The 25,838-nt window shown below is 64.1% G+C and carries 25 protein-coding genes and 2 riboswitches; of the genes, 10 read left to right on the top strand and 15 right to left on the bottom strand.

Going from position 1 to position 25,838, the window contains the following annotated elements; genetic code table 11:
- Nucleotides 1-11 precede the first annotated feature (11 nt).
- Complete coding sequence (locus F3H98_RS04095; RefSeq protein ID WP_149758609.1) at nt 12-959, top strand: polysaccharide pyruvyl transferase family protein; 948 nt, start codon at nt 12-14, stop codon at nt 957-959.
- Here F3H98_RS04095 and F3H98_RS04090 read toward each other — a convergent pair.
- On the bottom strand, nt 950-1,966 hold the full coding sequence (locus tag F3H98_RS04090; protein ID WP_425294808.1) for a glycosyltransferase family 2 protein: 1,017 nt from the start codon (nt 1,964-1,966) through the stop codon (nt 950-952). The two genes, F3H98_RS04095 and F3H98_RS04090, sit on opposite strands and share 10 nt — an antisense overlap.
- 183 nt (nt 1,967-2,149) lie before the next feature.
- A complete protein-coding gene (locus F3H98_RS32265) occupies nt 2,150-2,428 on the bottom strand; it encodes an exopolysaccharide production repressor protein (RefSeq protein WP_149758605.1) in 279 nt (92 codons plus the stop codon).
- 637 nt (nt 2,429-3,065) lie between these two features.
- Between F3H98_RS32265 and F3H98_RS04080 the strand changes: the two genes are divergently transcribed.
- From F3H98_RS04080 to F3H98_RS04065, 4 genes are all read left to right on the top strand, one after another.
- Nucleotides 3,066-3,746 (top strand): sugar transferase, encoded by a 681-nt coding sequence (locus F3H98_RS04080; RefSeq protein WP_149758603.1) that lies wholly within the window; start codon nt 3,066-3,068, stop codon nt 3,744-3,746.
- Nucleotides 3,747-3,813: 67 nt separating this feature from the next.
- Nucleotides 3,814-5,094, top strand: a complete 1,281-nt coding sequence (locus F3H98_RS04075) for a polysaccharide biosynthesis/export family protein (protein WP_244621607.1) — start codon at nt 3,814-3,816, stop codon at nt 5,092-5,094.
- 24 nt (nt 5,095-5,118) lie between these two features.
- A complete protein-coding gene (locus F3H98_RS04070; protein WP_149758601.1) occupies nt 5,119-6,384 on the top strand; it encodes an O-antigen ligase family protein in 1,266 nt (421 codons plus the stop codon).
- Between the two features lie 14 nt (nt 6,385-6,398).
- Nucleotides 6,399-7,427 (top strand): acyltransferase family protein, encoded by a 1,029-nt coding sequence (locus F3H98_RS04065; protein ID WP_149758599.1) that lies wholly within the window; start codon nt 6,399-6,401, stop codon nt 7,425-7,427.
- 103 nt (nt 7,428-7,530) lie between these two features.
- Here the strand turns inward: F3H98_RS04065 and F3H98_RS04060 are convergent, their stop codons facing one another.
- From F3H98_RS04060 to F3H98_RS04030, 7 genes are all read right to left on the bottom strand, one after another.
- Complete coding sequence (locus F3H98_RS04060; RefSeq protein WP_149758597.1) at nt 7,531-8,304, bottom strand: exodeoxyribonuclease III; 774 nt, start codon at nt 8,302-8,304, stop codon at nt 7,531-7,533.
- A 13-nt stretch (nt 8,305-8,317) separates the two neighbouring features.
- Entirely contained in the window at nt 8,318-8,959 is a 642-nt protein-coding gene (locus tag F3H98_RS04055; protein WP_188130318.1) for an alpha/beta hydrolase family protein, read from the bottom strand.
- Nucleotides 8,959-10,047: a tetratricopeptide repeat protein gene (locus F3H98_RS04050; RefSeq protein WP_149758595.1), complete on the bottom strand. Its 1,089-nt coding sequence runs from the start codon at nt 10,045-10,047 to the stop codon at nt 8,959-8,961. Before F3H98_RS04050 ends, F3H98_RS04055 begins: the two co-directional genes overlap by 1 nt.
- Nucleotides 10,044-10,919 carry a non-homologous end joining protein Ku gene (ku, locus tag F3H98_RS04045; RefSeq protein WP_149758593.1) on the bottom strand — a complete coding sequence of 292 codons (876 nt, stop codon included), beginning with the start codon at nt 10,917-10,919 and terminating at the stop codon, nt 10,044-10,046. The genes F3H98_RS04050 and ku overlap by 4 nt, the downstream gene beginning before the upstream one ends.
- A gap of 25 nt (nt 10,920-10,944) precedes the next feature.
- Nucleotides 10,945-13,413, bottom strand: coding sequence for a DNA ligase D (ligD, locus tag F3H98_RS04040; RefSeq protein ID WP_149758591.1), 2,469 nt, complete (start codon nt 13,411-13,413; stop codon nt 10,945-10,947).
- A gap of 79 nt (nt 13,414-13,492) precedes the next feature.
- Nucleotides 13,493-13,744 carry a hypothetical protein gene (locus F3H98_RS04035; protein WP_149758589.1) on the bottom strand — a complete coding sequence of 84 codons (252 nt, stop codon included), beginning with the start codon at nt 13,742-13,744 and terminating at the stop codon, nt 13,493-13,495.
- Between the two features lie 103 nt (nt 13,745-13,847).
- Nucleotides 13,848-14,747 (bottom strand): LysR family transcriptional regulator, encoded by a 900-nt coding sequence (locus F3H98_RS04030; protein ID WP_149758587.1) that lies wholly within the window; start codon nt 14,745-14,747, stop codon nt 13,848-13,850.
- Between the two features lie 109 nt (nt 14,748-14,856).
- Between F3H98_RS04030 and hglS the strand changes: the two genes are divergently transcribed.
- From hglS to F3H98_RS04010, 4 genes are read left to right on the top strand one after another with little or no spacing between them, the layout of a single operon-like run.
- Complete coding sequence (gene hglS / locus F3H98_RS04025) at nt 14,857-16,272, top strand: 2-oxoadipate dioxygenase/decarboxylase HglS (RefSeq protein ID WP_149758585.1); 1,416 nt, start codon at nt 14,857-14,859, stop codon at nt 16,270-16,272.
- Complete coding sequence (locus F3H98_RS04020; RefSeq protein ID WP_149758583.1) at nt 16,269-17,678, top strand: FAD-binding oxidoreductase; 1,410 nt, start codon at nt 16,269-16,271, stop codon at nt 17,676-17,678. Before hglS ends, F3H98_RS04020 begins: the two co-directional genes overlap by 4 nt.
- A gap of 21 nt (nt 17,679-17,699) precedes the next feature.
- Entirely contained in the window at nt 17,700-19,235 is a 1,536-nt protein-coding gene (amaB, locus tag F3H98_RS04015; RefSeq protein ID WP_149758581.1) for an L-piperidine-6-carboxylate dehydrogenase, read from the top strand.
- A 48-nt stretch (nt 19,236-19,283) separates the two neighbouring features.
- Nucleotides 19,284-20,567: an NAD(P)/FAD-dependent oxidoreductase gene (locus F3H98_RS04010; protein ID WP_149758579.1), complete on the top strand. Its 1,284-nt coding sequence runs from the start codon at nt 19,284-19,286 to the stop codon at nt 20,565-20,567.
- 22 nt (nt 20,568-20,589) lie between these two features.
- Here the strand turns inward: F3H98_RS04010 and F3H98_RS04005 are convergent, their stop codons facing one another.
- On the bottom strand, nt 20,590-21,111 hold the full coding sequence (locus F3H98_RS04005; protein ID WP_149759279.1) for a tyrosine phosphatase family protein: 522 nt from the start codon (nt 21,109-21,111) through the stop codon (nt 20,590-20,592).
- Nucleotides 21,111-22,160 carry a threonine-phosphate decarboxylase CobD gene (gene cobD, locus F3H98_RS04000; RefSeq protein WP_149758577.1) on the bottom strand — a complete coding sequence of 350 codons (1,050 nt, stop codon included), beginning with the start codon at nt 22,158-22,160 and terminating at the stop codon, nt 21,111-21,113. The genes F3H98_RS04005 and cobD overlap by 1 nt, the downstream gene beginning before the upstream one ends.
- Between cobD and cbiB the strand changes: the two genes are divergently transcribed.
- Complete coding sequence (cbiB, locus tag F3H98_RS03995; RefSeq protein ID WP_149758575.1) at nt 22,159-23,124, top strand: adenosylcobinamide-phosphate synthase CbiB; 966 nt, start codon at nt 22,159-22,161, stop codon at nt 23,122-23,124. The two genes, cobD and cbiB, sit on opposite strands and share 2 nt — an antisense overlap.
- 14 nt (nt 23,125-23,138) lie before the next feature.
- Here cbiB and cobO read toward each other — a convergent pair whose 3' ends face one another.
- The 4 genes from cobO to F3H98_RS03975 are packed head-to-tail and all read right to left on the bottom strand — an operon-like array spanning nt 23,139 to nt 25,225.
- The gene (gene cobO, locus F3H98_RS03990; RefSeq protein ID WP_149758573.1) at nt 23,139-23,750 is read right to left on the bottom strand and encodes a cob(I)yrinic acid a,c-diamide adenosyltransferase; all 612 of its coding nucleotides are present in this window, start codon (nt 23,748-23,750) and stop codon (nt 23,139-23,141) included.
- Between the two features lies 1 nt (nt 23,751).
- Nucleotides 23,752-24,267: a bifunctional adenosylcobinamide kinase/adenosylcobinamide-phosphate guanylyltransferase gene (cobU, locus tag F3H98_RS03985; RefSeq protein WP_149758571.1), complete on the bottom strand. Its 516-nt coding sequence runs from the start codon at nt 24,265-24,267 to the stop codon at nt 23,752-23,754.
- Nucleotides 24,260-25,030, bottom strand: coding sequence for a CbtA family protein (locus F3H98_RS03980; RefSeq protein WP_149758569.1), 771 nt, complete (start codon nt 25,028-25,030; stop codon nt 24,260-24,262). The genes cobU and F3H98_RS03980 overlap by 8 nt, the downstream gene beginning before the upstream one ends.
- Before the next feature lie 15 nt (nt 25,031-25,045).
- Nucleotides 25,046-25,225 carry a CbtB domain-containing protein gene (locus tag F3H98_RS03975; RefSeq protein ID WP_149758567.1) on the bottom strand — a complete coding sequence of 60 codons (180 nt, stop codon included), beginning with the start codon at nt 25,223-25,225 and terminating at the stop codon, nt 25,046-25,048.
- 38 nt (nt 25,226-25,263) lie between these two features.
- Nucleotides 25,264-25,462, bottom strand: a riboswitch (cobalamin riboswitch).
- Between the two features lie 105 nt (nt 25,463-25,567).
- A riboswitch (cobalamin riboswitch) is annotated at nt 25,568-25,771 on the top strand.
- The last annotated feature ends 67 nt before the right edge of the window (nt 25,772-25,838 follow it).

Genomic DNA, 25,838 nt, shown 5'->3' with positions numbered 1-25,838 from the left:
AAGAGGCATTCATGACCCCATTCTACTGGGAATCCGATCACGGCAATTTCGGCGACGACCTTAACCTCTGGCTCTGGGATTTCCTGCTGCCGGGTTTTCGCGACGTGCATCCCGACGTGCTGCTGGTCGGCGTCGGCACCGTGCTCAACCGGGCGCTGCTGCCTGCGGAGGGCAAGAAACTCGTCATCGGCAGCGGCTTCGGCTACGGCGCGTTGCCGGACACGAGCGATCGCAGCGTGTGGGACATCCGTGCGGTGCGCGGCCCAAGGACGGCGGAAAAGCTCGGCATCGACCCCGCGCTTGGCATCATCGACCCCGCCGTCATGGTGGCCGAGATGCCGGAGTTCCGCGATCTGCCGAAGACCGGCAGGACGATCTTCGTGCCGCATTGGGAATCGACCATCGGCAGCATCTGGCCGACCGTCTGCCAGACCGTCGGCGTCACCTATGTCGATCCGCGCGGCGAGGCGAAGGCCGTCATCAAGGCGATTGCGCAGTCGCAGCTGGTAATCGCCGAATCCATGCACGCGGCGATCCTGGCCGACGCGTTCCGCGTGCCATGGGTGGCAGTGACGACTTCCGAAGAAATCAACGGCTTCAAGTGGGCTGATTGGGCCGAAACCGTCGAAGTGGCCTACCGGCCGCGCCATGTGCCGGTGTCGTCGCGCAACGAGGCGATGCACAAGGGCGCGCGTTTCTGGGGCGTGCGCTTCGAAAACAAATGGCGCGCCGAGGAGGATCCCAACAAGCGCGGCGGCGACAGCCTGGTGATGACCAGGGCGGAGCCGCGCCAGTCGGCGGTGCGCACCATGGCCAAGCAGGTGCTGGCGGCACCCTCGGCGCTGGCGCTCTGGCAGGCAAGCAAGGCAGCGCCGCAGCTCAGCGACGACGCGGTGCTGGCGCGCCGCAAGGAGCGGTTCCTCGAAGTCATCGCCGGTGTGCGGCGCGATTATCTCTGAACGGCTTGCGCCGGCTGCAGCAGGTAGCGGAAATCGCCTGCGCCGCCATGCGTCGGTGATTTCGGCGTTGCGCGCGAGGCGGAAAACTTGTCGGCTGCGATGCCGCTGACAATTGCCGGCATGGCGCCGGGATTTCCCAGCGCGTGGAAGGCAGCCGCGGCAAGGCCGGCGTTTGCCTTGATGTCGAGGAAGCGGCGAAGCTCGTATTTGGCGCGGACGTGGCTTTCGTGGCTGGCCAGCGCGGTTGCCGCGTCTCGCGGCAGGTTGGGGACGCCGAGAATGGCCCGATCAGCCTCATAGAGGCGTTTCAGATCCTCGGTCCGGTGGCGGCCGCTCAGTGAATTGGGGCGCACCGTTGCGCCGTATCCGCAATTATGGACGACCTTGTAGCGGGCGCCTCTGGAAAGCGCGCGGGCATAAAGATCGTAGTCTTCACCAAGCCGCATTTCCTCCCGGTAGCTGAGTGCGTGCGCCGCAAGGAACGATCGCCGCATCACCGGCTTCAGGAAACCGATCTCGCCGCGCTCGGCGCCGCGCCTTGAAATGTTGCCGTCGACGAATCCGGCGAGGTCGAGAAAGAACGGCTCCGCCGCGAAGCGCTGGATTTCCTGCACAGCCGGTTCAGCCCGGCCTTCTTCAATGAAGACGATGTTGTCGGCGATGAAATCCCAGTCATTGTCCTGCAGCAGGTTGCGGAAGCGGCCTTCGAGGAAAAAGTCGTCGGCGTCGAGAATGCCGATCAGGGGCGCTGTGGACGCCGCGATTGCCTGGTTGCGGGCAAAGGACGGGCCTTTGTTCGTCTCCAGCCTGATGATTTTTAGCCGACCCGAGCCATCGCCAGCAGCCATTGCAGCCTCGGCGGTGCCGTCGGACGATCCGTCGTCGACGACCACCACCTCCGTAACCTCCGGTTCGCGCAAGGCGGAGCGCACCGCCGCGCCGATTGTCGCCGAAGCATTCATCGCAGCGATGATCACGCAGACCGCGTTTTCCCCTGAAGCAACCAAGTCGCACCTTTGCCGTCCGCCGAAGCGCGACGCCTCATCCAGCATTGACGAATGCCGGCCAGGCGCCGGCGGTTCGAAGCGCCAGCATCAAACGCCAGAGTGCGGCGGATTTCTGTCCAGTCAGAAGAAACGCATTGTCTGAGTGCTCAGAATGCGAATCATATCGGCAGATTTGAGGACCAATCAGAAGTGGCGGGGACGCTGCGTGCCGGGCAGTGGCGGCACCTTCGCCGCGGGATTTTCGTCGGTCGGATTTGGCGCGCGTTGCGCTTCGTCCCGTTTGCTGTCCTTCGAGCGCCAGACCATGAAAAGCACCGCGCCGAAATAGCCGATCTGGATCAGCACCGCGCAAAGCAGCGTCTGGATGAACGTCGACCAGACGGATTGCGTCGCACCATATGTCACCGCCGCAAAGACGACGAGAACGCCGAGCATGCCCAACAGAAAACGCGGAAGCGGCATCTGCGCTAGTCCGCGCGCGAAATATTTTTCAGCGACGTCATCTCAGAATGCCTCCCCATTCAGGCACGCGCCATTGTTGCCCAATCGGCCACGCCCGCAAGAACTGATTGCAACGTTTGCGGCCTGAGATCAAACATAATGCACGGCAAAAATGAATATATTGGACCCAGCCATACGGCGCAACACATCCATAAATCTTACGGTCCTGTGGTTGCCGCCCGGTCTCGCAAGCCAATTCATGCACATATTGCAGCGCAACCGAAAACAACAAGGACGCGACCGAACTCTTGGTTACGCTGCCTCCGGTTATGAGGAAAACGTCTCAGTTGTTTCAATCGTTTTCTGATATATCCGGAAATTTTCTTTAGGTCTTAATAGTATATATTTCAGATGGTGGGATCAATTTGATAAATATCGGGAACGAAACGATATAACATGTAGAATTGCATATGTCACAAAGTAGACATCAATGTTACGGTTTGTATCACTTCGTCACAAAATATGAATCATATACCTGTTTCCGCCCAACTTTGATCGCAAATATATAGCGGTTATGGCGCCCGCATCCAACGGGATGTTGCAGCGCACAATTTTTCTGGTACCCTTATGTCAATCTTTCATCCACTGGAGCCGCGTCATGAAAAATGCCGCCAGATCGGTCAATTTGGCCTTCTCTGACAAAATGGACGCACGCCGGCATCCGCCGATCGGCGGAGCGCTGAAGCGCGGCTTCGACATCGTCGGCGCGGCAGCGGGGCTTGTCCTGCTCAGCCCGCTCTTCCTGATGATCGCGCTTTTGGTGAAATGCTCGGACGGCGGTTCCGTTTTTTACGGCCACCGCCGGGTCGGCCGTAACGGCGAGTTTTTCCACTGCCTGAAGTTCCGCACCATGATGCGCAACGGTGACCAGGTGCTGGCCGCCTATTTCAGCCGCAACCCGGAAGCCCGCGCCGAATGGGCGGCCACGCGCAAGCTGCAGAACGATCCGCGGGTGACCCGCGTCGGTGCCGTGCTGCGCAAACTCAGCCTCGACGAGCTGCCGCAGATCATCAACATCCTGCGTGGCGAGATGAGCATCGTCGGCCCGCGGCCGGTCGTTGTTGACGAGCTGGAAATGTATGGCGGCGCGGCGCACTACTACCTGAAGTCGCGGCCGGGCCTGACCGGTCTGTGGCAGGTCAGCGGTCGCAATGATGTGTCTTATGAGGCGCGTGTGGCGTTTGATCGCCACTACGTCGAAAACTGGTCGCTTGCTGCGGATGTCCTCATCATCCTGAAGACCATCCCGGCGGTCTGCCTGTCGCGCGGCAGCTACTGAGCGCGCGCTTTGCAAGGCGGATCGCCGGCCCGCTATCGGGCGCGCCGCCAATTCGGAATTGGTAACGATGACAGAACTGAGAACTCGCCAGCCACTGCAGGATCCCCGCCGCCTTTCGGCGGCCTTTTTCCTGATTGCAGCTTTCTTCCTGATGCTTTCGCCGCTTCGTGCCGACGCCGCCGAATACCAGCTCGGTGTCATGGACAAATTGCGCATCCGCGTCGTCGAGTGGCGGACCGCCGAAGGCGCGTTCCGCGATTGGGCGGCGATCAATGGCGACTACGCGGTCGGCGCCTCGGGCAAGCTGTCGCTGCCGTTCATCGGTGAGACGGAGGCCGCCGGCAGGACGACCGCCGAGATCGCCAAAACCATCGGCGACCAGCTGCAGCAGAAGTTCGGTCTTCTCGACAGGCCCGATGCTTCGGTCGAACTCGCCGAATACCGCCCGATCTTCATCGCCGGCGATGCGCAGACCCCCGGCCAGTATCCCTATTCGCCCGATCTGACGGTCCTGAAAGCAGTCAGCCTTGCCGGCGGGCTGCGGCGAACCCCGGAGGGCGCTCAGGGTGTCGAGCGCAACTTCATCACCGCAGAGGGCAACCGTGATGTCTATGTCGCCGAGCGCAACCGGCTCTATGCCAAGCGTGCGCGGCTTGTGGCCGAGATGGAGGGCAAGGACAGGATCGAAGCGCCGAAAGAATTGCAGGATGTGCAGGATGCCCAGGCGCTGATGGCCGAAGAGGCGTCGATCATGCAGACGCGCGACCAGCGCATGCGGCTGCAACTGACAGCGATCGAGGATCTCAAGAGGCTGTTGCAGAACGAGATCACTTCGCTGGAGAAGAAGTCGGCGACGCAGACGCGCCAGATCGAGCTGGCGCGCGAGGAACTCAAGGGCATCGGCAATCTGGCCGACCGCGGCCTGGTGGTGAATTCGCGCGTGCTGACCACCGAGCAGAAGATCGCTGACCTGGAAGGCAAGATCCTTGATCTCGACACGGCCGCCCTGCGCGCCAAGCAGGATATCAACAAGGCTGGACAGGACGCCACCAATCTCGGCAACGACCGCGCCGCCGAACTGGCCGCCCAGCGCCAGCAGGCCGAGGCCGACATCGCCGGGCTGACGCTGAAGATCGAGATGTACCAGGGCCTGATGGCGGAAGCGCTGTCCAAGGCGCCGGAAGCAGCCGCCCGCAGTGCCGCCGCCAACAGCGTCCCGCAGGCTACTTTCACCATCGTCCGGACCACGGATGGCAAGTCCGGCGAAATCAGCGCGGAAGAAGGCACCCCGGTGCTGCCGGGCGACGTGGTCAAGGTCACCATTGCCGGGTTGCCTGCGGTCAACTGATCGCCGACATCGAGCCAGGTCGCTATGAGGATCGCAAAATCGCTGCTGGTTACACCGGGCCAGAACTTCTGGTTCGGCATCGCCGCGGTTGCGATCTCGATTTTCGTCTTCGCCTATTCGGCGCGCTTCGGCCAGGTCTCGATCCTTGCCTACTACGGGCTCTGGCTGCCGCTGGTGCTGGTCAATTACCGACAGGTTCTCGGCAACTACGCCAAATACTGGTGGATCCTGGGCTTCGGCCTGTTTGCCTGCCTGTCGATCTTCTGGTCGGCCGCGCCCGGCGTGACGGCACGCGCCAGCGTGCAATATTTCTCGCACATCGTCTGCGCGCTGATCGTCGCCCGCACCATCGACGTCCGCACGCTGACGCTCGGCGCGCTTGTGGGCATCATGCTGGTGGTGGTCTATTCGCTGCTGTTCGGCGTGTACCATTACGATCCCATCGACGGCAGCTATAGTTTCGTCGGCGCCTTCTCGTCGAAAAACCAGCTCGGTTTCTACGGTTCGCTGGGCGTCTATTTCGCTTTCGCGGCACTTTTCATCCTGCATATGCGCGGCCAGTGGCGGTTGCTGGCGCTTGGTGTTGGCGGGCTTTCCGGCTACGCGATGTTTGCCTCGCAATCCGCCACCTCGATCATCGCGACTGCCGTGACGCTTGCCGCAAGTGCCGGCATCGCATTTGTGCTGATGCTGGCGCCGCGAAGCCGGAAAATGCTTTTTCTGGTCGGGTTGATCCTGCTGATGCTGGTTGTCGCCGGCGCGCTGAATGGCGGCGTCATCGATCTGGTGCTGGGCGCTTTCGGCAAGGACGCCACCCTGACGGGCAGGACGTATCTGTGGTCGGAAGGATTGAGGGCCGTCGGCAACGCGCCGTTCGTCGGCGTCGGCTACCAGGCCTATTGGGTGCAGGGCTTCTCCGAAGCCGAACGGCTGTGGGAAGAATTCTATATTCCGACACGCAGCGGCTTCCATTTCCACAACACCTATATCGAGGCGCTGGTCGAGCTCGGTTATGTCGGGCTGGTGCTGCTGGTCGTGACGATGGTCGGCGCCATCGGCGGGCATCTGAAGCGCCTGCTGACGGAGCGGCGCAACGAGGAATCGTTCCTGCTGCTCGGCATTGTCCTGATGCTGGCGGTCCGCTCCTTCTTCGAAGTCGACGTCATGAACCCCTACGTCGTCGGGTCGTTCCTGCTTTATTACTCCGCCGGTCTTCTGGCGACGAAACAGCCGCAGCCGATTCCAGTCCCGGTGTTCAGCCGCCTCGAAGCCGATTTCGGCAAAGCCTGAAAGCAGGATTGCCGATGAACAAGCTCTACGGCATCCAGTATCTGCGCGGCTTCGCGGCGCTGGCGGTTGTCGTCTTCCACGCGGCGGAGCGCGCCGGCCACCACTTCACCATCGGTGCGGCGGGCGTCGACGTCTTCTTCGTCATCAGCGGCTTCATCATGTGGGTCATCGCCGACGGCAAGGCGCTAACCCCAGCGAAATTCATGGCCGATCGGCTGAAACGCATCGCGCCGCCCTACTGGATCGTCACCCTGATCATGGTCATGGGCGGACTGGCCGGGCTGTTCCCCAACCTCGTCCTCACCTGGCAACACGTCCTGGGTTCGCTGTTCTTCATCCCGTCGCGCTCGCCAAGCGACGGCCAGGTCTGGCCGGTCCTCGTCCAGGGCTGGACGCTGAATTACGAGATGCTTTTCTACGCGGTCTTCGCGCTTTCGCTGCTGTTGCCAGGCAGATGGCGTCTGCCAGCGATGGCTGCCGTTTTCGTGAGCCTGACGCTTTCCGGCATTCTGTTTGCGCCTCAAGACCCGGTGCTTGCCACATATACCAGGCCGATCGTGCTGGAATTCCTGCTCGGCGCCTTCATCGGCAAATGGTGGCTAACGGGCAGGCTGCCGGCGCCTGCATTCGGCGCAGCGGCGATCGCCGCCGGGCTTGGCGGATTTGCGCTCATCGGCATCACCGGCATGGATTTCGACGAGTGGCTCTGCGGTCCGCTGGCTGGCGCGCTGGTCGCCGGCGTGCTGATCCTCGAGCGCGGCGGCATGCTCAGACGCAGCGCCGTATTGAGCTATCTCGGCGACAGTTCCTATTCAGTCTATCTCTGGCATACGCTGGCGATTTCGGTGGTCGTCAAGTTCGGCAATCTGCTTTCGGTGCCGAGCCCGCAGCTGGTGGTTGCCGGGGTGGTTTTCGGCGTCGCGCTGGGGGCTGCGGCATACGAACTCGTCGAAAAACCCATTGCCCGCATGGTGAAGGGTAACCTTCGCTGGCCGGGCCGGAAAACAGCGCTTCAGGGCAGTTCCGCCGGCGGTCGGGGCTGACTTACAGCGCGTCGCGCCGAATGGGATTTGGCGGCCGTACCGCAAGTTCTTGTTTGTGCATGTCGTTTCTCCCGAAACCGAGGACACTTTCGGGCGACTTGCATTAATCCTTGATTTCGGCCCACACTGGCGCATGGTCGCTGGCGCCTTCGAGGCCGCGCACATCCCTGTCGACGCCCGCATCGACCAGCCGCCGCGCCATCTTCTTGCTGAGCAGGATGTGGTCGAGCCGCAGGCCGGCATCGCGCTGCCAGCGGTTTCGCCGGTAGTCCCAGAACGTATAGACGGTGTCCTTGGGGTGCACCTTGCGGATTGCGTCGACCCAACCCTGGTCGAGCAGGCGGCGGAAGGCGGCGCGGCTTTCCGGCTGCACCAGCGCGTTGTCGTCGTAGGAGCGGCTGGCGTAGATGTCGCGCGGTTCGGGAACGATGTTGTAGTCGCCGGCCAGCACCACCGGCAGACCCGTCTTGAAAAGCTCTGCCGCGTGGCCGTTGAAACGCTCGTGCCATGCCAGTTTATAGGTGAATTTCGGACCGGGTTGCGGGTTGCCGTTTGGACCGTAGAGGCAGGCGACGATGACGCCGTTGACCGCCGCCTCGATGTAGCGGCTCTGTGCGTCGGACGGGTCGCCGGGCAGCTCGTTGCGGGTCATCACAGGCTCGCCGCCACGGGCAAGGATGGCCACGCCGTTCCATGTCGGCTGCCCCAGCCAGATGGCGCCGTAGCCAGCCTTCTCGATTGCCATTTGCGGAAACATCTTGTGCGCCGCCTTCAACTCCTGCAGGCACACCACGTCCGGTTTGGCGACAGCCAGCCAGACAAGCAGGATGTCAAGCCGGTTGTTGATGTTGTTGATGTTGAAGGTGGCGATCTTCATGCCAACTGCACGCTCAAGTCGTGATGGACCTGGCCCACGCCGCCACCTGCTCGGCGAGCGTCTTCAGATAGTCGGCGGTGGAGAAGCCGGACACGCTCTTGCGCGGTTTCAGGTCGTGGTCGCCGTCCTCCAGCCAGAATACTCTGATCTTGTCGGAGAGGGTGTAGCCGGCGACTTCTTCAGGGGTGCCGAACTCGTCACGGGTGCCCTGGCAGATCAGCGTCGGCGTCTTCAGGCCGGCCAAGTGTTTGGTTCGCAATTGCTCGGGTTTTGCCGGCGGATGGAAGGGGTAACCCAGGCAAAGCAGGCCGGCGATCTTTCCCGCGGCGTGAAGCTCGTCGGCCACCATGCTGGCGACGCGGCCGCCCATCGATTTGCCGCCGATGATCAGCGGTCCCCTGACGCCCAGCGCATCGACCGCCGCGATATACTCCGGGTTGACGGTTTCGGCGCGCGGCGGCGGCTTGCGGTGGCCATAGCGGCGCGCCGCCATATAGGCGAACTCGAAACGGGCGATGCGGAAGCCGGCCGCGGCAAGCGCCTTGGCGGTCGCGACCATCGACGCCGAATCCATCGGCGCGCCGGCGCCGTGCGCGAGAAGGATGGTGATGGCAGCGTCTTCCGGGCCATCGAAGAGAAAGAAAACCTTGCCCATCAGCTTGCCGTTTTCTGCGCGAAATGCAGGTCGACGAACTGGATGCCGCGCACGGCGGTTCGCGCCCACTCCGAAATGGCGTCGAGTTCGAGATAGCGCACCCACCAGCGCCGGGCGCTGACAAGATCGCCGGCGTCGAATTCCAGCTTGGCGAGGTTGAAGATGGCGTCGGCGTAGTTGGGGTCGAGCGCGATCGCTTTCTGGAGATGCCGCCGTGCCGAATCGGTGCGGCCGCGATCGGTCATCAGCCCGGCGAGGTTGAACCAGGCCTCGACGAAGCCCGGATCGAGCTTGATGGCGCGCGCATAATCATGTGCGGCCTCGACCTGCCGGCCGGCGGCGCGCAGGCAGTTGGCCCGGTTGAACGCGGTGACCGCATCGCCCGGATCCATTGCCAGGCAGCGCTGGTAAAGAGCTGCCGCATCGTCATGGCGGCCTTCCTCCTCGGCGGCCTCCGCTTCCGCGAAACGCTCTTCGAGCTCGGCGTCGCCGGTGGCGCCGAGATCGAACAGCATCTGGCCGTCCAGCTCGCTCAGGCCATGGTCGAGGCGGGCATAGATGGCGTCCGAACCACCGACATGCAGCGACTTGGCGGTAAGCGACGCGACAGGTCCGTAACGATGAACGGAGCGCGCGATCGCACTCCAAGTGGCGCCGTTGGCGACCAAGCCGGCATATTTTTTGGCGAGGATGAGGTCGCGGAAGGAATAGGGCTCGGCGTCGTGCTCGAAGGCGTCGAACAGGGACAGGAGGTCGAACGCATCGACAGCCAGCCGCGATTGATCAAGCAGCGATTGCCGGGTCATCGCCGAAGCGTCCGGCGTCTTGATCAGGCCAAGCAGGCGCAGAAAGCCGTTTTCACTGTGTAGTTGCCGCCCGGCCTTGCGCTCGGCAAAGACGCGAGTCTCGATCGTGGACTCTCCTGTCTTGGCAAGCAGGGTGCGGCCGAAGACGATATCCGTCGTGCGGCGGGTCACGCCGCGCATCAAATGCCCGTGCTGGCGCTCGACCTCCCGTACCGCCAGCCGCCTGGGGAATGCCGCCAGCGCGCCGACCGTACCGAAAGTCCTGCCGGCAGCCAGCGTCACTTCCTGGCCTTGCCGGACGTCTTGCCGGAACCTGCGGCGGCGACCTTTTCAGCGGGTTTCTCGGCCTCGCCGGACTTGCTCTTGCTCTTTGCCGGCGGCTTGGCCTGCGAAAGGCTGGCCTTCAGCGCATCCATCAGGTTGATCACATTGCCGCGCTCGGGAGCGGCCGCGATGATCGGCTTGTGGCCCTTCAGCTTCTCGCGGATCATGCTCATCAGCGCGATCTCGTAGCGATCCTCGTAATCCTTCGGATCGAAATCGGTTTCCTTCTGCTTGATCAGCGCCTCGGCGAGCTGCAGCATTTCGGGATCGGGATTGCCGACCGGGATGTTGCCGAAATATTCGGCGGTGCCGCGAACCTCGTTGGGGTTGCGCAGCGTGCAGACGAACATGCCGGTTTCGCGCGCGCCGATCGTCACCACCCGCTCGCGGCTCGACAGCACCAGGCGCGCAATCGCCAGCTTGCCGGATTTGCGCATCGCCTCGCGCAGCACCACGAATGTTTCCTCGGCCATGGCGCCGTCGGGCGCCAGGTAGTAGGGCGCGTCCTGATAGATAACATCGACGGAATGTTCGTCGACGAACGCCTCGATGTTCATGGTGTGGTTGGATTCGATCCGCACCGCCTCGAGGTCGGCATCGTCGATGATGATGTATTGCTTGTCCTCGTATTCGTAACCCTTGACGAGGTCCGAACGCTCGACAAGCCCGAGTTCGGGATCGACCGGCTTCATGTTGATCCGGTTGTGGGTCTTCTTGTGAAGCTGGTTGAAACTGATGCGCTCGCTGGCGCTGGTGGCCGGATATAGCCGGACCGGACAGCTCACGAGACTGAGTTTCAGATAACCCTTCCAGCTAGCCCTGGGCGCCATGAAAGTCTCCTACGCGGCAACACGACTACTTCCCTGATGGCAACAATACCGGCAATTCCCTTGCGAAATCATCAATTTCCGCCCAGGGGTCGCCAGACGCCGCCAAAAGTCCCGGTAGCGAAGAATAGTTCAAATCTTCCGGAGCGTCGATGGTTTCCAGGTCGCTCCAGTCGAGCGGCGTCGATGCCGGCAGGTTGGTGCGGGCGCGCAGCGAGTAGGGGGCAGCCGAGGTATGGCCGCGCGCGTTGCGGTGAAAGTCGATGAAAATCCGCCGCTTGCGGTTGTCCTTGCCCATCGTCGTGGTGAACGTGTCCGGCGCGCTGGCGGCAAGCCGCGTGGCGATTTCGCCGGTCACCTGGTGCGCCTTCTTCCAGGCAGTTTTCGCAAGAACGGGCACCACGACATGAATGCCTTTACCGCCCGACGTCTTGACGAAGGGCACGAGGCCCATGCCTTCGAGCTCGCCGCGAATGTGCACGGCAGCCTCCACGGTCTCGCGCCAGGCGATGCCTTCGCCGGGGTCGAGGTCGAAGACGAGGCGGTCGGGTTTTTCCAGCCGTTTGCGCGTCGTCCCCCAGGTGTGGAACTCAACGACGCCGAACTGCGCGAGCGCGAGATACCCCTTGGCGCCTTCGACGGAGAGATAGGATTTGTTCTCGCCTTCGGAGTTGGCGATGGTGAAGGTGGCGACGGAGGCCGGCATGCCGGTGAAGGCGTGGCGCTGGTAGAAACAGTCCTGCGGCTTGCCGGTCGGGCAGCGCACCAGCGAGACCGGTCGGTCGAGGATGTGCGGAAGCATGAAATCACCGACCAGCGCGTAGTAGAGCGCAATGTCCAGCTTCGTCGGGCCGGATTTGCCAAACAGCCGCCGCTCCGGGTTGGTGACCCAGATGGTGGCGAGGTCGGCTTCCGAGATCAGCCGCTTTCGCGGCGCTGCGGCCGGCGCCGACAGTTCGACGTCGCGCAAGCCCTTGAACACGGCATGGCGCAGCGCATTGTCGGCAGTGCGGTTGGCATAGTGGATGCGCGCCGAAAGCAGCGGCTTCACCCAGATCATCTCTTTTGGGGCGCCGTCGAGCTTGATCGCGCCCCCCCGCAGCGGCTCCAGCCGTTCGAGCAGGAGATGCGCGGTCTCGGCGTCGAAGCCGGTTCCGACCTTGCCGCGATACTGCAGTTCGCCGTCCACCCATTCGGCAAGCCCGAGGGCAGCAAGTCCTTCGGCTGCCTGCGAAACGGTGTAGCCGGCGATGACGAATTCGCCGACCTGCAGCGCCTTGGTCTTGGTCCAGGTTTTCGAACGCCCGGACTGGTAGAGCGCGGCGGCGCGTTTCGAGACGATGCCTTCGAGCCCCATCTCCGACGCCCGCTCGTAAAGCGGACGCCCGTCGCCGGCCACATGATCGCTGAACTGGATGGCCGAGCGCCCGGTGACATGCCCGATCAGCAACTGGCCAAGCAACCGCTTGCGTTCGTCCAGCGGCGCCCTGGTCAGGTTCCAGCCGTCGAGGTAGAGCAGGTCGAAGGCGTAGAAAATGAGCTTGTCGCCGGCGCCCGCCGACAGCGCATCCTGCAAAAGCGCGAAGCGGCTGATGCCCTTGTCGTCGAGCACGACGATCTCGCCGTCGATGATGCACTCCTTGCAGGGCAGGCGGCGGAACGTCTCCGGCAGGTCGCCGTAGCGTTTTGTCCAGTCGAGACCGGCGCGTGTGACGAGCCGCACCGCGCCGTTCGAGACATGCGCCGCTGTGCGGTAGCCGTCGAACTTGATCTCATGCAGCCATGTCTCTCCGGTGTCGTCGCCATGCGGCGGCTCAGCCACCTGCGTGGCAAGCTGCGGCTCGATTCGGGCCGGTGGTGGCGCCTGCACCGCGCCGGGAAGCGCACCGGGTTTCAGCGCCGCCGGGTTGGGCACGGGCCTTGGCTTCTCGACCAGTTCTTCGATGCGCCGGCCCGATTTGACGCTCTCGGGACGGGTTTCGAGGATGTCGACCGTCTCGTCGGCGGCGAGGTCGCGTTCCTTGAACAGCAGCCAGTTCTTCTTGTTGTCCTCACCGGGTTTCGGCTTCAGCCGGGCCAGCATCCAGCCGCCATTGAGTTTTTCGCCCGCCAGCCGGAACTTGAACGATCCCGTTCGCAGGCTTTTTTCGACATTGTCCATCGGCGCCCAGACGCCGGTGTCCCAGACGATCATCGGCCCACCGCCATATTCGCCTGCGGGAATAACACCCTCGAAATCGATGTATTCGAGCGGGTGGTCCTCGGTCTCGACCGCCAGCCTTTTGTCGGCGGGATTGAGCGAGGGACCGCGCGGCACCGCCCAGCTTTTCAAGACGCCGCCGACCTCCAGCCTCAGATCGTAGTGGTCTGCGGTGGCGTGGTGCTTGTGCACGACGAAGCGGTTGCCGCTGTCGGCGCTATCGCGGCCGGCGGGCTCGCGCGTTTTGGTGAAGTCGCGCTTGGCGCGATAGGCGTGGAGTTTGGAGGCGGGCGGCATCTGGCAGCGAGGAACCGTTCAGGTCGGATATGGCAAAGGGAGCTGTCTGGGAATCGTCGCCGCGTCGCTCTCGGTGGAGCTACTCGCCGTCGCCCGCATAAGGTTCGAGACCGAGTTCGCCAGGCGTCTTGCCCGCCTGCAGCATGGCGAGCGACCGCGCATTCACATCATAATATTCGCCGTCGAACAGCACCCGCGCCGACATGCCGTCACTGGAGTGGCGTTTGTGGGTGATGACCATTTTGTGGCGCTCCAGCGAGGATTTGACCGCCTTGCGCGCCGCGATCTGCCGCTTCACCGCTTTCGCCTGGGTCCGGTGCACTTCGCTCATGCCGAAACTCCATCCGCGCCGCAGGCTGGCCAGAACGCCATACCGCCGACATGGGGAAAATGATGCAGGCGAGGCGGCCTGTCAAATTTTCGGCAACGAGCCGTCAGGCTGTATTTGTCACCTGTCCGAGGATCCACGCCGTGAAATCCTGCCCCAGCGGATTTGTGCTCTTCGCTTCCGGCACGACCACATAATAGCTGTTCTCCGTCTGCATCGGCAGGTCGAGCACGACCTGCAGCTCGCCGGAGCGAAGTTCCTGCTCGATGAGGTAGCGCGGCAAAAGCGCATGGCCCATGCCCGCCACCGCCGCCTCGATGATCATCGAGAATTGGTCGAAGCGGTGGCCCCTGTAAGCCCTGTCGCTGGCCAGTCCCGCTTGCTCGAACCAGCGCGACCAGAGTTTCGGGCGCGTTGCGAGGTGGAGCAGGGGTTTTTCCAGCAAATCTGCAGGTTCGATCGCAGAAGCCCCGGCCAGCGCGCCGCTCGCCACCGGCAGGATGGATTCGCCGCACAGATAGGTGCAGATGCCATGCGCCCACACCGGCTGGCCATAATGGATGGCAAGGTCGAAACTCTGTTCCTCGAAGTCGAACGGCGCCGAGCGGGAACCGACATTGAGGATCGCGCCGGGATGGAGGCGCAGGAAATCTGGAAGCCGGGGGCTGAGCCAGCGACTGCCGAAGGTCGGCAAGGTGGCGATGCTGAGACTGAGCCGCGTGTCGGCCGAAGACATCGCCCGCAGCATCGTTTCTTCGGTTTGCAGCAAGAGCTTGCGCGCCTCCGGCAGGAACCGCCGGCCAGCCTCGGACAGCACCACGCGCTGCCTTATGCGTTCAAAGAGCAGCGTGCCGAGATGCCCCTCCAGATCCTTGACCTGGCGGCTGACGGCGCTTTGCGTCAGGTTCAGCTCACCGGCGGCGCGGGTGAAGCTGCCATGCCTTGCCGCGCATTCGAATGCCTGCACCGAAACCAGGTCGGGCATCAATTTCCTGCTGAGGGTCATTCCAAACTCGCATCAACCCATAAGAAAACATCACGATCCCTATCGGATCCAATCCGCTATCATCTTTTTTCGGAATGATCTGCAATTTTTATCGGCAGGGCCGCGCACCATGAAAGACGCCGTTTTCGTTTCACCCGACGACATCCGTTCCGCCTTTTCGGCGGCGATGTCGGCCATGTACCGGACCGAAGTTCCGGCCTACGGCACCCTGATGGACCTGGTCGCCGACGTGAATGCAGCGACGCTCGGGGCCGATCCCGTGCTGCGGCAGCGCCTGGAGGCGACGGATTCGCTCGACCGCATTTCCGAAGAGCGGCATGGCGCGATCCGGCTAGGCACTCCGGCCGAGCTTTCCATGATGCGGCGGGTATTCGCCGTGATGGGCATGTTTCCGGTCGGCTATTACGATTTGAGCACGGCCGGCGTGCCGGTGCACTCGACGGCGTTCCGCCCGGTCGGCGCCGAGGCGCTCAGCCGCAACCCGTTCCGCGTCTTCACCTCGCTGCTGCGCATCGACCTGATCGACGATGAAATGCTGCGCGCCGAAGCTGAGCGCATCCTGTCGGCTCGCCGCATCTTCTCAGATGCCGCTGTCGAACTGACGGCGAAGGCCGAACTCGAGGGCGGTCTCGGCGGTGCCGACGCCGACCGTTTCGTCGCGGAAATTCTGGAGACGTTCCGCTGGCACGACCGGGCCTGCGTCAGCCCGGAAATGTACCACCGGCTGCATCAGGCGCACCGGCTGATCGCCGACGTGGTTTCCTTCAAGGGACCGCATATCAACCATTTGACGCCGCGCACGCTGGACATCGACGCCGTGCAGGCAGGCATGCCGGCGCGGGGCATCGCCCCCAAAGCGGTTGTCGAGGGCCCGCCCTCGCGCCGCTGCCCGATCCTGTTGCGGCAGACCTCGTTCAAGGCGCTGGACGAGCCGGTGTCGTTCCAGTCGGCGGACGGCGGCTGGTCGGCGGGCTCGCACACGGCCCGCTTCGGCGAGATCGAGGAGCGCGGCATCGCGCTGACGCCAAAGGGCAGGGCGCTCTACGACCGCTTGCTGGACGAAACCCGCAAGATCGTGCGGCCGACGGCCGACGGCTCGAACGCGGCCGACTATGTGGCAGCGTTGTCGAAAACATTCGAGCATTTCCCCGACACATGGGAAGGAATCCGCGCTGCCGGCCTCGGCTATTTCACCTATTCCGTCGCCAGGCGCGCGGAGTTGCCCGGCAAGGTCGGCGTCAGCGATTTCGGCCGCCTGGTCGCGGAGGGTGTCGTGCGCTTCGACCCGATCGTCTACGAGGATTTCCTGCCGGTCAGTGCTGCTGGCATCTTCCAGTCCAATCTCGGCGACGAAGCCGCCCAGGATTTTGTCGCCAGCCCCAACCAGCAGCGTTTCGAAGCCGATCTGGGTGCTGCCGTCCTTGATGAGTTCGCGCACTATGCGGCGATCGAAAAAGCGTCGATTGACAAATGCATTCGCCATCTCAATGGACAACGCGTCACGGAGCAGGCAAGCCAGGAATGATCGACGCGCGGCACAAAGCGGCACTGGGCGAAATCCTGGGCGACAGCGGCATCGTCGCCAATGCCGCCGATATGGCGGTGTACGAAAATGGCGCGCGCTATGACCAGGGCCGCGCCGCGTTCGTGCTGCGTCCGCGCGACACCGTGCAGGCCTCCGCATGTGTCGCCTATTGCGTGCGCGAGGGCATCGCGCTGGTGCCTCAGTCGGGAAACACGGGACTGGTGTCAGGCTCGACGCCGGATGGCGATGGATCGCAGGCGGTGCTCAGCCTCGACCGGATGACGCAGGGCTTCGAACTCGACATCGACAACCGGTCGCTGCGCCTCGATGCCGGTTTCCGGCTTTCGGACGTCAATGCGCGGCTGGAACAGGAAGGGCTTTTCTTCCCCATCGACCTCGGCGCCGACCCGCGCGTCGGCGGCATGCTGGCGACAAACACCGGCGGTTCGCGCTTCCTTCGATATGGTGACGTGCGCCGCAATGTGCTCGGCGTCAAAGTGGTGCTGGCCGACGAGCAGGGCACCGTGCTTGATCTGATGTCCGGGCTACGCAAGAACAATACCGGCGTCGACTGGAAGCAGCTCTTCATCGGCACCTCCGGCGCCTTCGGCATCGTCACCGAATGCGTGCTCAATCTGGAGCCGCTGCCACGCCAGGTTTCCACCGCCTATCTGGTGCCCCGAAACGGCAGTGATGTCATGCCGTTGCTGCGGGCGATGGAAGAACGTCTTGGCGCCTACCTCTCTGCCTTCGAAGGCATGTCGAAGAATGCCGTTTCCGCCGCTCTCTCGCATGTTCCGTCGTTGAAGAACCCGTTCCAGGGCGGCAACATCCCGCATTATGTGATCCTGGCCGAGATATCGCGCAGCTGGACGCCACGCGACGGCGAACAGCCGCTGGATGCGGTGCTGGAAACAGTGCTTGCCGATCTCTGGCAGGACGGCGCCCTCGCCGATGCCTTCGTCGGGCCGGCGCATGAGATGTGGGCCCTCAGGCACGCGCTATCGGAGGGTGTCAAGCACCTGGGCAGGCTGATCGCCTTCGATCTGTCGTTTCGCCGGGGTGACATCATGGCCTTCTGCGACCATATGAAGGCCGAGATGCCGGCCCGGTTTCCCGGCGTTACCATCTGCGACTTCGGCCACATCGGGGATGGCGGCGTGCATTTCAATCTTGTTGTCGACAAATCAGCCTCCCTCGATAAAGATTTCGAGTATAGGCTGCGCGACTGGGTTTTTGCCGTCGCGGTAGAGAAGTTCCACGGTTCCTTCAGCGCAGAACATGGCATTGGCCGGAAGAACCAGTCCTACTACGACCGTTACACGCAGCAGAAGAACAAGGACCTTGCTGTGGGCTTGAAACGGCTGACCTCGCCGGGACGGCTCGGCGCCGTCCGTTTCGGATAAGATTAGAACAGGAGATTCCAGATGAACGTATCGACGAAGCGGTTGGATATTGTTGCCGAGGCGCGTGGGCTTCTGTCCGCGCTTGGTGTTGGCGAGAGCGCCTATGCCGCCGGCGGCATGGCGGCGATGAGCCCGGTGACGGGCGAGAAGATCGCCGAGGTGGCGACGACGACGGCTGCGGGTGCGGCCCGCGCCATCGAGGAAGCCGATTCGGCGTTCCGCAAGTGGCGGCTGGTGCCGGCTCCGAAGCGCGGCGAGCTGGTGCGGCTCCTGGGCGAGGAACTGCGCGCCCACAAGGCCGAACTCGGCCGCCTGGTGTCGATCGAGGCGGGAAAAATACCGTCCGAAGGCCTGGGCGAAGTGCAGGAAATGATCGACATCTGTGATTTCGCCGTCGGCCTTTCGCGCCAGCTCTACGGCCTTACCATCGCCACCGAGCGCCCTGGCCATCGGATGATGGAAACCTGGCATCCGCTCGGCGTCATCGGCGTCATCTCGGCCTTCAACTTCCCGGTCGCGGTGTGGTCGTGGAACGCAGCCCTGGCGCTGGTCTGCGGCAATTCGGTGGTATGGAAGCCGTCGGAGAAGACGACGCTGACCGCCCTTGCCTGCCAGGCGATCTTCGAGCGAGCGGTAAAGCGCTTTGGGTCCGATGCGCCGGACGGCCTGCTGAAAGTGCTGATCGGCGACCGCGCCATCGGCGAGGTGCTGGTCGACCACCCGAAGGTGCCGCTGGTCTCGGCCACCGGCTCGACGCGCATGGGCCGCGATGTCGGCCCAAGGCTGGCCAAACGTTTTGCCCGCGCCATCCTGGAACTCGGCGGCAACAATGCCGGCATCGTCACGCCATCGGCCGATCTCGACATGGCGCTGCGCGCCATTGCCTTCGGCGCCATGGGCACCGCTGGTCAGCGCTGCACCACGCTGCGCCGGCTGTTCGTGCATGACAGCGTCTACGACACGCTCGTTCCCCGCCTGAAGAAGGCCTATGAGAGCGTTTCCGTCGGCAGCCCGCTGGAGACTTCGGCGCTGGTCGGCCCGCTGATCGACAAGGCGGCATTCGACGGCATGCAGAAAGCGTTGAAGCAAGCCGGGACGCATGGCGGAAAGATCACCGGCGGCAGCCGCGTCGACGCCGGCCATGCCGATGCCTATTACGTCAAGCCGGCGCTGGTGGAGATGCCGAAGCAGGAGGGGCCGGTGCTTGAAGAGACCTTCGCGCCGATCCTCTATGTGATGAAATACACCGACCTCGACGCCGCGATCGCCGACCACAATGCGGTAGGCGCCGGGCTGTCGTCGTCGATCTTCACGCTCGACCTGCAGGAGGCCGAGCGCTTCCTGTCTGTCGACGGTTCCGACTGCGGCATCGCCAATGTCAACATCGGCACCTCGGGAGCCGAGATTGGCGGCGCCTTCGGCGGCGAGAAGGAGACCGGCGGTGGCCGCGAGAGTGGCTCGGATGCGTGGAAAGCCTATATGCGGCGCGCCACCAACACGGTGAACTACTCCAAGGCGCTGCCGCTTGCCCAGGGCGTGTCCTTCGACATCGAGTGAGGCCCGCATGAATATCTCGGTGGCTGTGCCGACCTGGAGGGCCGGCTGATGCTCGGCGATCCGCGCTCGCACGGGCTTTGGGAGGCGACGGCGCCAGCCGCGCCGCCGACCCATCCGCTTCACGGACACGTGTCTGCCGACGTGGCCGTTATCGGCGGCGGCTACACCGGCATGTCCTGCGCGCTGCATCTGGCGGAAGCCGGCCGGCGCGTTGTGCTGCTTGAAGGTCGCGAGATCGGCTTCGGCGGCGCCGGCCGCAATGTCGGGCTGATCAATGCGGGCCTCTGGGTGATGCCGGACGATCTGTCGGCAACGCTCGGTCCTGTCCTTGGGGAGCGGCTGCTGCAGCTTCTCGGCGACGGCCCATCGCTGGTGATGGCGCTAATCGACCGGCACGGCATCGCATGCGAACTGGAGCGCAACGGTACGCTTCACTGCGCCGTCGGTCCGGAAGGGTTGAAGGAAATCAGCGAGCGCGAGGCGCAATGGCAACGGCGCGGCGCACCGGTCCGCGTCCTCGACGCCGCAGAGACGGCGCAACGGCTGGGCACTTCGGCCTATGCCGGATCGCTGCTCGATCTGCGTGCCGGCACGTTGCAGCCGCTTGCCTATGCGCGCGGCCTCGCCCGCGCGGCAATCGCAGCGGGAGCGGCATTCCACACGGACAGTCCCGTCATCGCCGCTGACCGCAAGGGCGAGCGATGGAAGGTCCGCACCGCGTCCGGCGTGGTCGACGCCGCCTGGGTGGTGGTCGCCACCGACGCATACAGCACTGGTCCCTGGCGAAATGTCCGCACCGAACAGGTGCATTTGCCCTATTTCAATCTCGCCACGAGGCCGCTTGGCGCCGAACTTCTGAAATCCATCCTGCCCGGGCGCGAAGGGGTGTGGGATACAAAGACGATCCTTTCGTCGTTCAGGCTGGACCAGGCGGGAAGGCTGGTTTTCGGCAGCGTCGGCGCGCTGCGCAACACCGGGACAGTCATTCACAAAGCGTGGGCCCGCCGTGCGTTGGCGAAGCTCTATCCGCAGCTTGGCGCCGTCGCGTTCGAACATGAATGGTATGGCCAGATCGGCATGACGGACGATGCGCTGCCGCGCTTCCACAAATTCGGCCCGAACGCGGTCGGCTTCTCCGGCTACAACGGACGTGGCATCTCGCCGGGCACCGTGTTTGGCCGCGAGCTCGCGCAACTCATCCTTGGCGAAAAGACCGAGGCCGAGATGCCGCTGCCGTTGACCGAATTGCGGGAAACGTCTTTCCGCCCCTTCAGGGAAGCGTATTACGAAGCCGGCGCGCAGGTCGCCCATCTGGCTGGAGAACGTTTCTGAGCCGGCAGGGTGAGGTTCAAGCCTATACCAATGGCGCGGCGGTGAGTTCCAGCGCGAAGGGCACGCCTTCGTAAGCATCGGCGCCGCGGCCGATGGCGGCGATGGCCGCTACCATGCGTCCGTCGCGGCCCAGCAACTCGTCGGCGATTGCAACAAGCCGCGCATTGGGCGTCGCAGACGGCGACAGTTTCCGCAGTGTCTGCGCCAGCTCGATTTCGTCGCGCTGCGGCGACAACGCCGCCGCGATGATATAGGCGGCGGCCGTCGAGCGGCTGATGCCGGCAAAGCAGTGCACGACCAGCGGCTTCGAGCGATCCCAGCCGGAAGCGAATTCCAGCAGCCTTTCGACATGCGCCTGGCCTGGCAGCACCAGATCGGGCTGCGCATCGACGATGTCGTGCATGGAAAGGTGCAGGTGGTCGACCTCCTCCACCGTGGCCGGCCTTTCCACGATCGTACCGGCGCTGAGCAGCGACACGACGCGTCCGGCGCCAGTGGCAGCGACGGTGGCATGAAGCCGGGTCAGCGAACAGACATGGATCATCATTTGCGCATTCTTCTTTTCCGGGCTCCGCTGCGCCAAGCCGCGAGCGCCTCGCTAAGCCTGTCCCATTCATTTTCGTTCGCTGGCAGTCCGAACCGGAGGCGGTCCGGCCGCTCCACAAAGTTCCGCGCCAGAATGCCGTGGCCGCCAAGCACGGAAAACAGCGCGCCGGCGCCGGGCATCTGTACGTACCGAAAAAGGCTGGTGCCGCCCATCACCGGAATGTCGTGGCCGGCGAGCAGCGCGTCAAGCCTCTGGGCCTCCCCGGCAAGCCTCGCACGCATGGTCTCCTGCCAGTGCTTGTCGGTAAGTGCGTGAATTCCGATCTCCAGCGCCGGCCCGGCGACCGCCCACGGGCCGAGCTGGTCGTCCAGGCTCGCGGCTATCCCCGGCGAAGCGATGGCGAAACCGAGCCTGATTCCTGCCAGCCCGAAGAATTTGCCGAAGGATTTGAGCACCACGATGCCGCCGCCCGCAACATCGCCCGCGAGGCTTTCCGCGAGCGGTCCGACATCCATGAAGGCTTCGTCGACGATCAGCAGCCCGCCGCGCGATCTCAGCGTTTCGGCAAGGGCGAGAAGATCCTCCCGGGCGACCACGCGCCCGTCTGGATTGTTGGGGTTGACGATGATGGCGAGGTCGGCGTCGGCCAGCCTGTCGAAATCGTCGGTTTCCTCGACCATGTGTCCGGCGATGGCTGCGGCGCGCCGGTGCTCGGCATAGGTCGGGCCAAGCACCATCGCGCGTCCGGCAGCGACCAGCGATGCGACGCGCGGCAAAAGGATCTGCGTACCCGGCGCGGGGACCACATTGCTGCTTGAGGCTGCGCCATAGGCTGAAGCCGCGACTGCGGCGAGTTCGCGGTTGCGTCCCGGTTCCGGCAGCCGGGAAAAGGCGGTGGCAGGCAGCTCGAAAAGCGGGTAGGGGTGCGGATTGATCCCGGTCGAAAGGTCGATCCAGGGCTGCGGCGCGTCTGGAAACAGCACGCCTGCGCGCTCGAGGCTGCCGCCGTGATCCGTTACCGCCGCAATGCCACCTCCGGAAGCCATGTCAGTACTGCTCGCCTTTCTTGCCCTCTTGATCGAACGGTTCACCGGCTATCCCCAGCCGCTGCTGAAGGCAATCGGCCATCCGGTAATGTGGATCGGCAATCTGATTTCCTGGCTTGACGCCAGGCTGAACCTTCCCTCCTTCCAGCCGTCGCGACGCCGCCTGCACGGCGCTCTCGCCCTTGCCGTCATCGTCCTGATTCCCGCCGCGATTGCCGGCATCGTCTCCGGCGTCTTGTCCCTCGTACCGTTCGGTGTCGTCCTTGCGGCTGTCGTGGCGACCAGCCTGCTGGCGCAGAACAGCCTCGAAAGCCATGTCGCGGCGGTGGCGCAAGCGCTGGAGACCGGCGGCCTTGAGGCCGGACGTGTCGCCGTTTCGCGGATCGTCGGGCGCGATCCGGACCGGCTGGACGAAGCGGGTGTCAGCCGCGCCGCAATCGAAAGCCTGGCCGAGAATTTTTCCGACGGCATCGTGGCGCCGGCCTTCTGGCTGGGCGTCGGCGGGCTGGCTGGAGGCGCCGCCTACAAGGCGGTCAACACCGCCGATTCCATGATCGGCCACCGCACCGAAAAACACGAGGATTTCGGCTGGGCGTCGGCGCGATTCGACGATCTGGTCAACCTGCCGGCCTCGCGCCTGACGGCGCTGCTGATCGCCTGCGCGGCGTTCTTCGTTCGCGGCGCTTCGACCGAAAATGCCTGGCGCGCCGTCTGGCGCGACGCGGGAAAGCATCGCTCGCCGAATGCCGGCTGGCCGGAAGCGGCAATGGCCGGCGCGCTTGGCCTGGCGCTCGCCGGTCCGCGCGTCTATGGCGGCGTCACGGTTCACGATGCCACCATGGGCGCGGGCGGCAGGCGCGAGGCGACGGCGGCTGACATCCGCGCCGCGCTGAAAATCTTCCGCGTCGCCGACTGGCTGCTGATCGGGCTGTTTGGTTTTCTGGCGCTGTTCCTGCTCGCCTGAGGCGTAGCAGAACATCAGAATTCGATGCCTTGCTGGGCCTTCACGCCGGCCGCGAAATGATGTTTCACCGCCGTCATTTCGGTAACCAGGTCGGCGGCTTCGACCAGCGCCGGCTTGGCGTTGCGGCCGGTGACGACGACATGCAGGTCGCCGCGCCGCGCCTTCAGCGCGTCTACCACCTTGCCGAGGTCGAGATAATCGTAGCGCAGCGCGATGTTGAGTTCGTCGAGCACGACCAGGCTGATCGACGGATCGGCCATCAGCTCCAGCGCCTTGGACCAGGCGCGTTCGGCGGCGGCGATGTCGCGCGCCAGATCCTGCGTTTCCCAGGTGAAACCTTCGCCCATCGTGTGCCAGACGATGCGTTCGCCGAAGGTGGCGAAGGCGTCCTTCTCGCCGGTGTGCCAGGCGCCCTTGATGAACTGCACGACGCCGACCTTCTTGCCGTAGCCGAGCATACGCAATGCCAGCCCGAAGGCGGCGGTGGTCTTGCCCTTGCCCGGGCCAGTGTTGACGATCAGAAGGCCCTTCTCGATGGTCTTTTCGGCGACTTCCTTGTCCTGAACCGCCTTGCGCTTGGCCATCTTGGCGCGGTGGCGTTCACTGTCCTTGTCCTCGATGCTCATCTCATTTCACCTGCATGGGAAGGCCGGCGACCATGAACAGCACCCGGTCCGCTTTGGCGGCGATGCGCTGGTTCAAACGCCCGGCGGCGTCGCGGAAGCGCCGGGCCAGCGCGTTGTCCGGCACGATGCCCAGGCCCACCTCGTTGCTGACGACGAACCAGGGCCCGCGCGGCGCTGCGAGCACGTTCTCCAGCAGCGCGCATTCGGTTTCGAGATCGGCGTCCGCCAGCATGCGATTGGTCAGCCACAAGGTCAGGCAGTCGACCAGCACGGGCCGACCCTCGGGGAGTTTGGCAAGAGTGCCGGCGAGGTCGTGCGGTTCCTCGACGGTTTCCCAGCCAGCGGCGCGGCGTGCCCGGTGCAGCGCGATGCGATCATCCATCTCGGCGTCGAAGGATTGCGCCGTGGCGATGTAGGTCCACGGCGCGGGAAGTGCGGTCACCAGCTGCTCGGCGTGCGCGCTCTTGCCGGAGCGGGCGCCGCCGATGAGCAGTGTCAGCCGTCCATTGTCAGGCAAAGCTGCGCTGCAGTTCGGTTTCCGATCCCATGAAACGGCCACGGATCAGTCCGACCAGACCGCCGAGCACCACCCAGAAGATCAGGCTGGTCACGGTCGCGGCCACCACGAACTGGTGGTGCAGGTTTGCCGGGATCGGCGATTCATGGCTTTCGGGCTGCGGCGCGCCGATGATGTGCGGCGTGACGATCAGCGCGAGGCCGAGAATGGCAAGCGGCGCCGAGCGGCGGAAGGCGATCAGCGCCAGTCCGATCGCGGTGGCGGCAACCGTGCCGATCCACCAGACCTGCCGCGCCGCGAGATCTGCGGCCGGCATTGCCGGCAGTTCCGGCGGCAGGCCGAGGCCGGGAGCCAGCGTGAACACGGCAAAGCCGGCAAAGCCCCAGAACAGGCCCTGGCGCCAGCTGAGGATGCCGCCGAAGGCCTCCGAAACCGCCACCAGGATCAGCGCGAAACCGATTGCAGTGACGACATTGGCGGCGGCCGTATAGGCATAACGTTCGAAGCCGTCGGCTGGCGCCCAGGCTTCTTCGCCATGGTCATGCGCGGCAGGCGCCGCGGCTTCCGGGGCTGTCGCGGCGGCAGTGTCGGTCGTCGGAGCGGCCTCGGCATGGTCATGCGCGGGTGCGGCTTCTGCGTTCTCGAATGTCTCCGCCTGCAAGATCAACGGCACGGTGGCATAGGCTTGCATTGCCGTCATCACGATGCCGGCCAACAGTCCGGCGATCGCCGCGACGAACACGACGTTACGAAAAAGGGTCATGATGTCTGGCTTTCGTCAGTGGCAGGGAAACGCCATCGAATGGCGATAGTCATGCGCTGCATTGTGGGCCACTTCCAGATGGGAGAAGCCGACGAAGCCGACGACGAAAAGGCCGAGCAGAGCCGAAAGGCTGAGCTGGAAAGCGCGCGAAGCCGAAGATGTGGCGGCGCCGGTCGTATGGGTTGCTGTGGTCACTGTGTTGTCCTCTCACCCTCCACCCGAGGGTCCCTGGCATTTACGTTGCGTCGCCGGCAGGTCTCCTGGCTTGCGGATCGCTACTCCTTCCCCGCCTTCCCGGAAATTGCTTTCCAGTGGCACTTGGGGAGGAGCTAACCGCACACAGTTGCGGGGGCAGCCGCGGCATCGAACGTTCCGTCCTTACCGCATTCCCTCTTTCGGTTCTTATCGAAAACCGACGACGGCACGACTATAAACGAAGTTGCGCGGGCGGCAAACCCATTCTGCCCGCCCAGTTCAAGCCGCCCAATTAAGGCTACCCAATTCAAGCCGCGTTGACATCGCCCTTCGCCAGCGCGTAATTTCGCCGGCGTCGACGGTCCCTTCACGGCAACGCGAAGGGCGAAGAGGGAATGCGGTGCGAAACCCTGGTTTCCAGTCCGCAGCTGTCCCCGCAACTGTAAGCGACGAGCCTCGACCGAATGCCACTGGAGATGTGTCCGGGAAGGCGGGAGAAGGCGATGACGCGCGAGCCAGGAGACCTGCCGCCGAACTTGCAATGCCGAGACCGGGCGGGGTGCCCTGGCGTCGGAATCAGATGTGCGATGGGCGTTCGTTCGCCAGCGCATGC

It is taken from the genome of Neomesorhizobium albiziae, from assembly GCF_900114255.1.
Lineage (GTDB): Bacteria > Pseudomonadota > Alphaproteobacteria > Rhizobiales > Rhizobiaceae > Neomesorhizobium > Neomesorhizobium albiziae.
This window is presented reverse-complemented; position numbering and strand designations above follow the sequence as displayed.

What these genes read in the sequence shown, in the direction of transcription:
- amaB (WP_149758581.1), top strand. Translation starts at nt 17,700, where the DNA reads ATGAACGTATCGACGAAGCGGTTGGATATTGTTGCCGAGGCGCGTGGG.
- F3H98_RS04075 (WP_244621607.1), top strand. Translation starts at nt 3,814, where the DNA reads ATGACAGAACTGAGAACTCGCCAGCCACTGCAGGATCCCCGCCGCCTT.
- F3H98_RS04080 (WP_149758603.1), top strand. Translation starts at nt 3,066, where the DNA reads ATGAAAAATGCCGCCAGATCGGTCAATTTGGCCTTCTCTGACAAAATG.
- F3H98_RS32265 (WP_149758605.1), bottom strand. Translation starts at nt 2,428, where the DNA reads ATGCCGCTTCCGCGTTTTCTGTTGGGCATGCTCGGCGTTCTCGTCGTC.
- F3H98_RS04020 (WP_149758583.1), top strand. Translation starts at nt 16,269, where the DNA reads ATGATCGACGCGCGGCACAAAGCGGCACTGGGCGAAATCCTGGGCGAC.
- F3H98_RS04065 (WP_149758599.1), top strand. Translation starts at nt 6,399, where the DNA reads ATGAACAAGCTCTACGGCATCCAGTATCTGCGCGGCTTCGCGGCGCTG.
- F3H98_RS04070 (WP_149758601.1), top strand. Translation starts at nt 5,119, where the DNA reads ATGAGGATCGCAAAATCGCTGCTGGTTACACCGGGCCAGAACTTCTGG.
- ku (WP_149758593.1), bottom strand. Translation starts at nt 10,919, where the DNA reads ATGGCGCCCAGGGCTAGCTGGAAGGGTTATCTGAAACTCAGTCTCGTG.
- F3H98_RS04010 (WP_149758579.1), top strand. Translation starts at nt 19,284, where the DNA reads ATGCTCGGCGATCCGCGCTCGCACGGGCTTTGGGAGGCGACGGCGCCA.
- ligD (WP_149758591.1), bottom strand. Translation starts at nt 13,413, where the DNA reads ATGCCGCCCGCCTCCAAACTCCACGCCTATCGCGCCAAGCGCGACTTC.
- cbiB (WP_149758575.1), top strand. Translation starts at nt 22,159, where the DNA reads ATGTCAGTACTGCTCGCCTTTCTTGCCCTCTTGATCGAACGGTTCACC.
- F3H98_RS04055 (WP_188130318.1), bottom strand. Translation starts at nt 8,959, where the DNA reads ATGGGCAAGGTTTTCTTTCTCTTCGATGGCCCGGAAGACGCTGCCATC.
- F3H98_RS04030 (WP_149758587.1), bottom strand. Translation starts at nt 14,747, where the DNA reads ATGACCCTCAGCAGGAAATTGATGCCCGACCTGGTTTCGGTGCAGGCA.
- F3H98_RS04095 (WP_149758609.1), top strand. Translation starts at nt 12, where the DNA reads ATGACCCCATTCTACTGGGAATCCGATCACGGCAATTTCGGCGACGAC.
- F3H98_RS04035 (WP_149758589.1), bottom strand. Translation starts at nt 13,744, where the DNA reads ATGAGCGAAGTGCACCGGACCCAGGCGAAAGCGGTGAAGCGGCAGATC.
- cobD (WP_149758577.1), bottom strand. Translation starts at nt 22,160, where the DNA reads ATGGCTTCCGGAGGTGGCATTGCGGCGGTAACGGATCACGGCGGCAGC.
- F3H98_RS03980 (WP_149758569.1), bottom strand. Translation starts at nt 25,030, where the DNA reads ATGACCCTTTTTCGTAACGTCGTGTTCGTCGCGGCGATCGCCGGACTG.
- cobO (WP_149758573.1), bottom strand. Translation starts at nt 23,750, where the DNA reads ATGAGCATCGAGGACAAGGACAGTGAACGCCACCGCGCCAAGATGGCC.
- F3H98_RS04005 (WP_149759279.1), bottom strand. Translation starts at nt 21,111, where the DNA reads ATGATCCATGTCTGTTCGCTGACCCGGCTTCATGCCACCGTCGCTGCC.
- F3H98_RS04060 (WP_149758597.1), bottom strand. Translation starts at nt 8,304, where the DNA reads ATGAAGATCGCCACCTTCAACATCAACAACATCAACAACCGGCTTGAC.
- hglS (WP_149758585.1), top strand. Translation starts at nt 14,857, where the DNA reads ATGAAAGACGCCGTTTTCGTTTCACCCGACGACATCCGTTCCGCCTTT.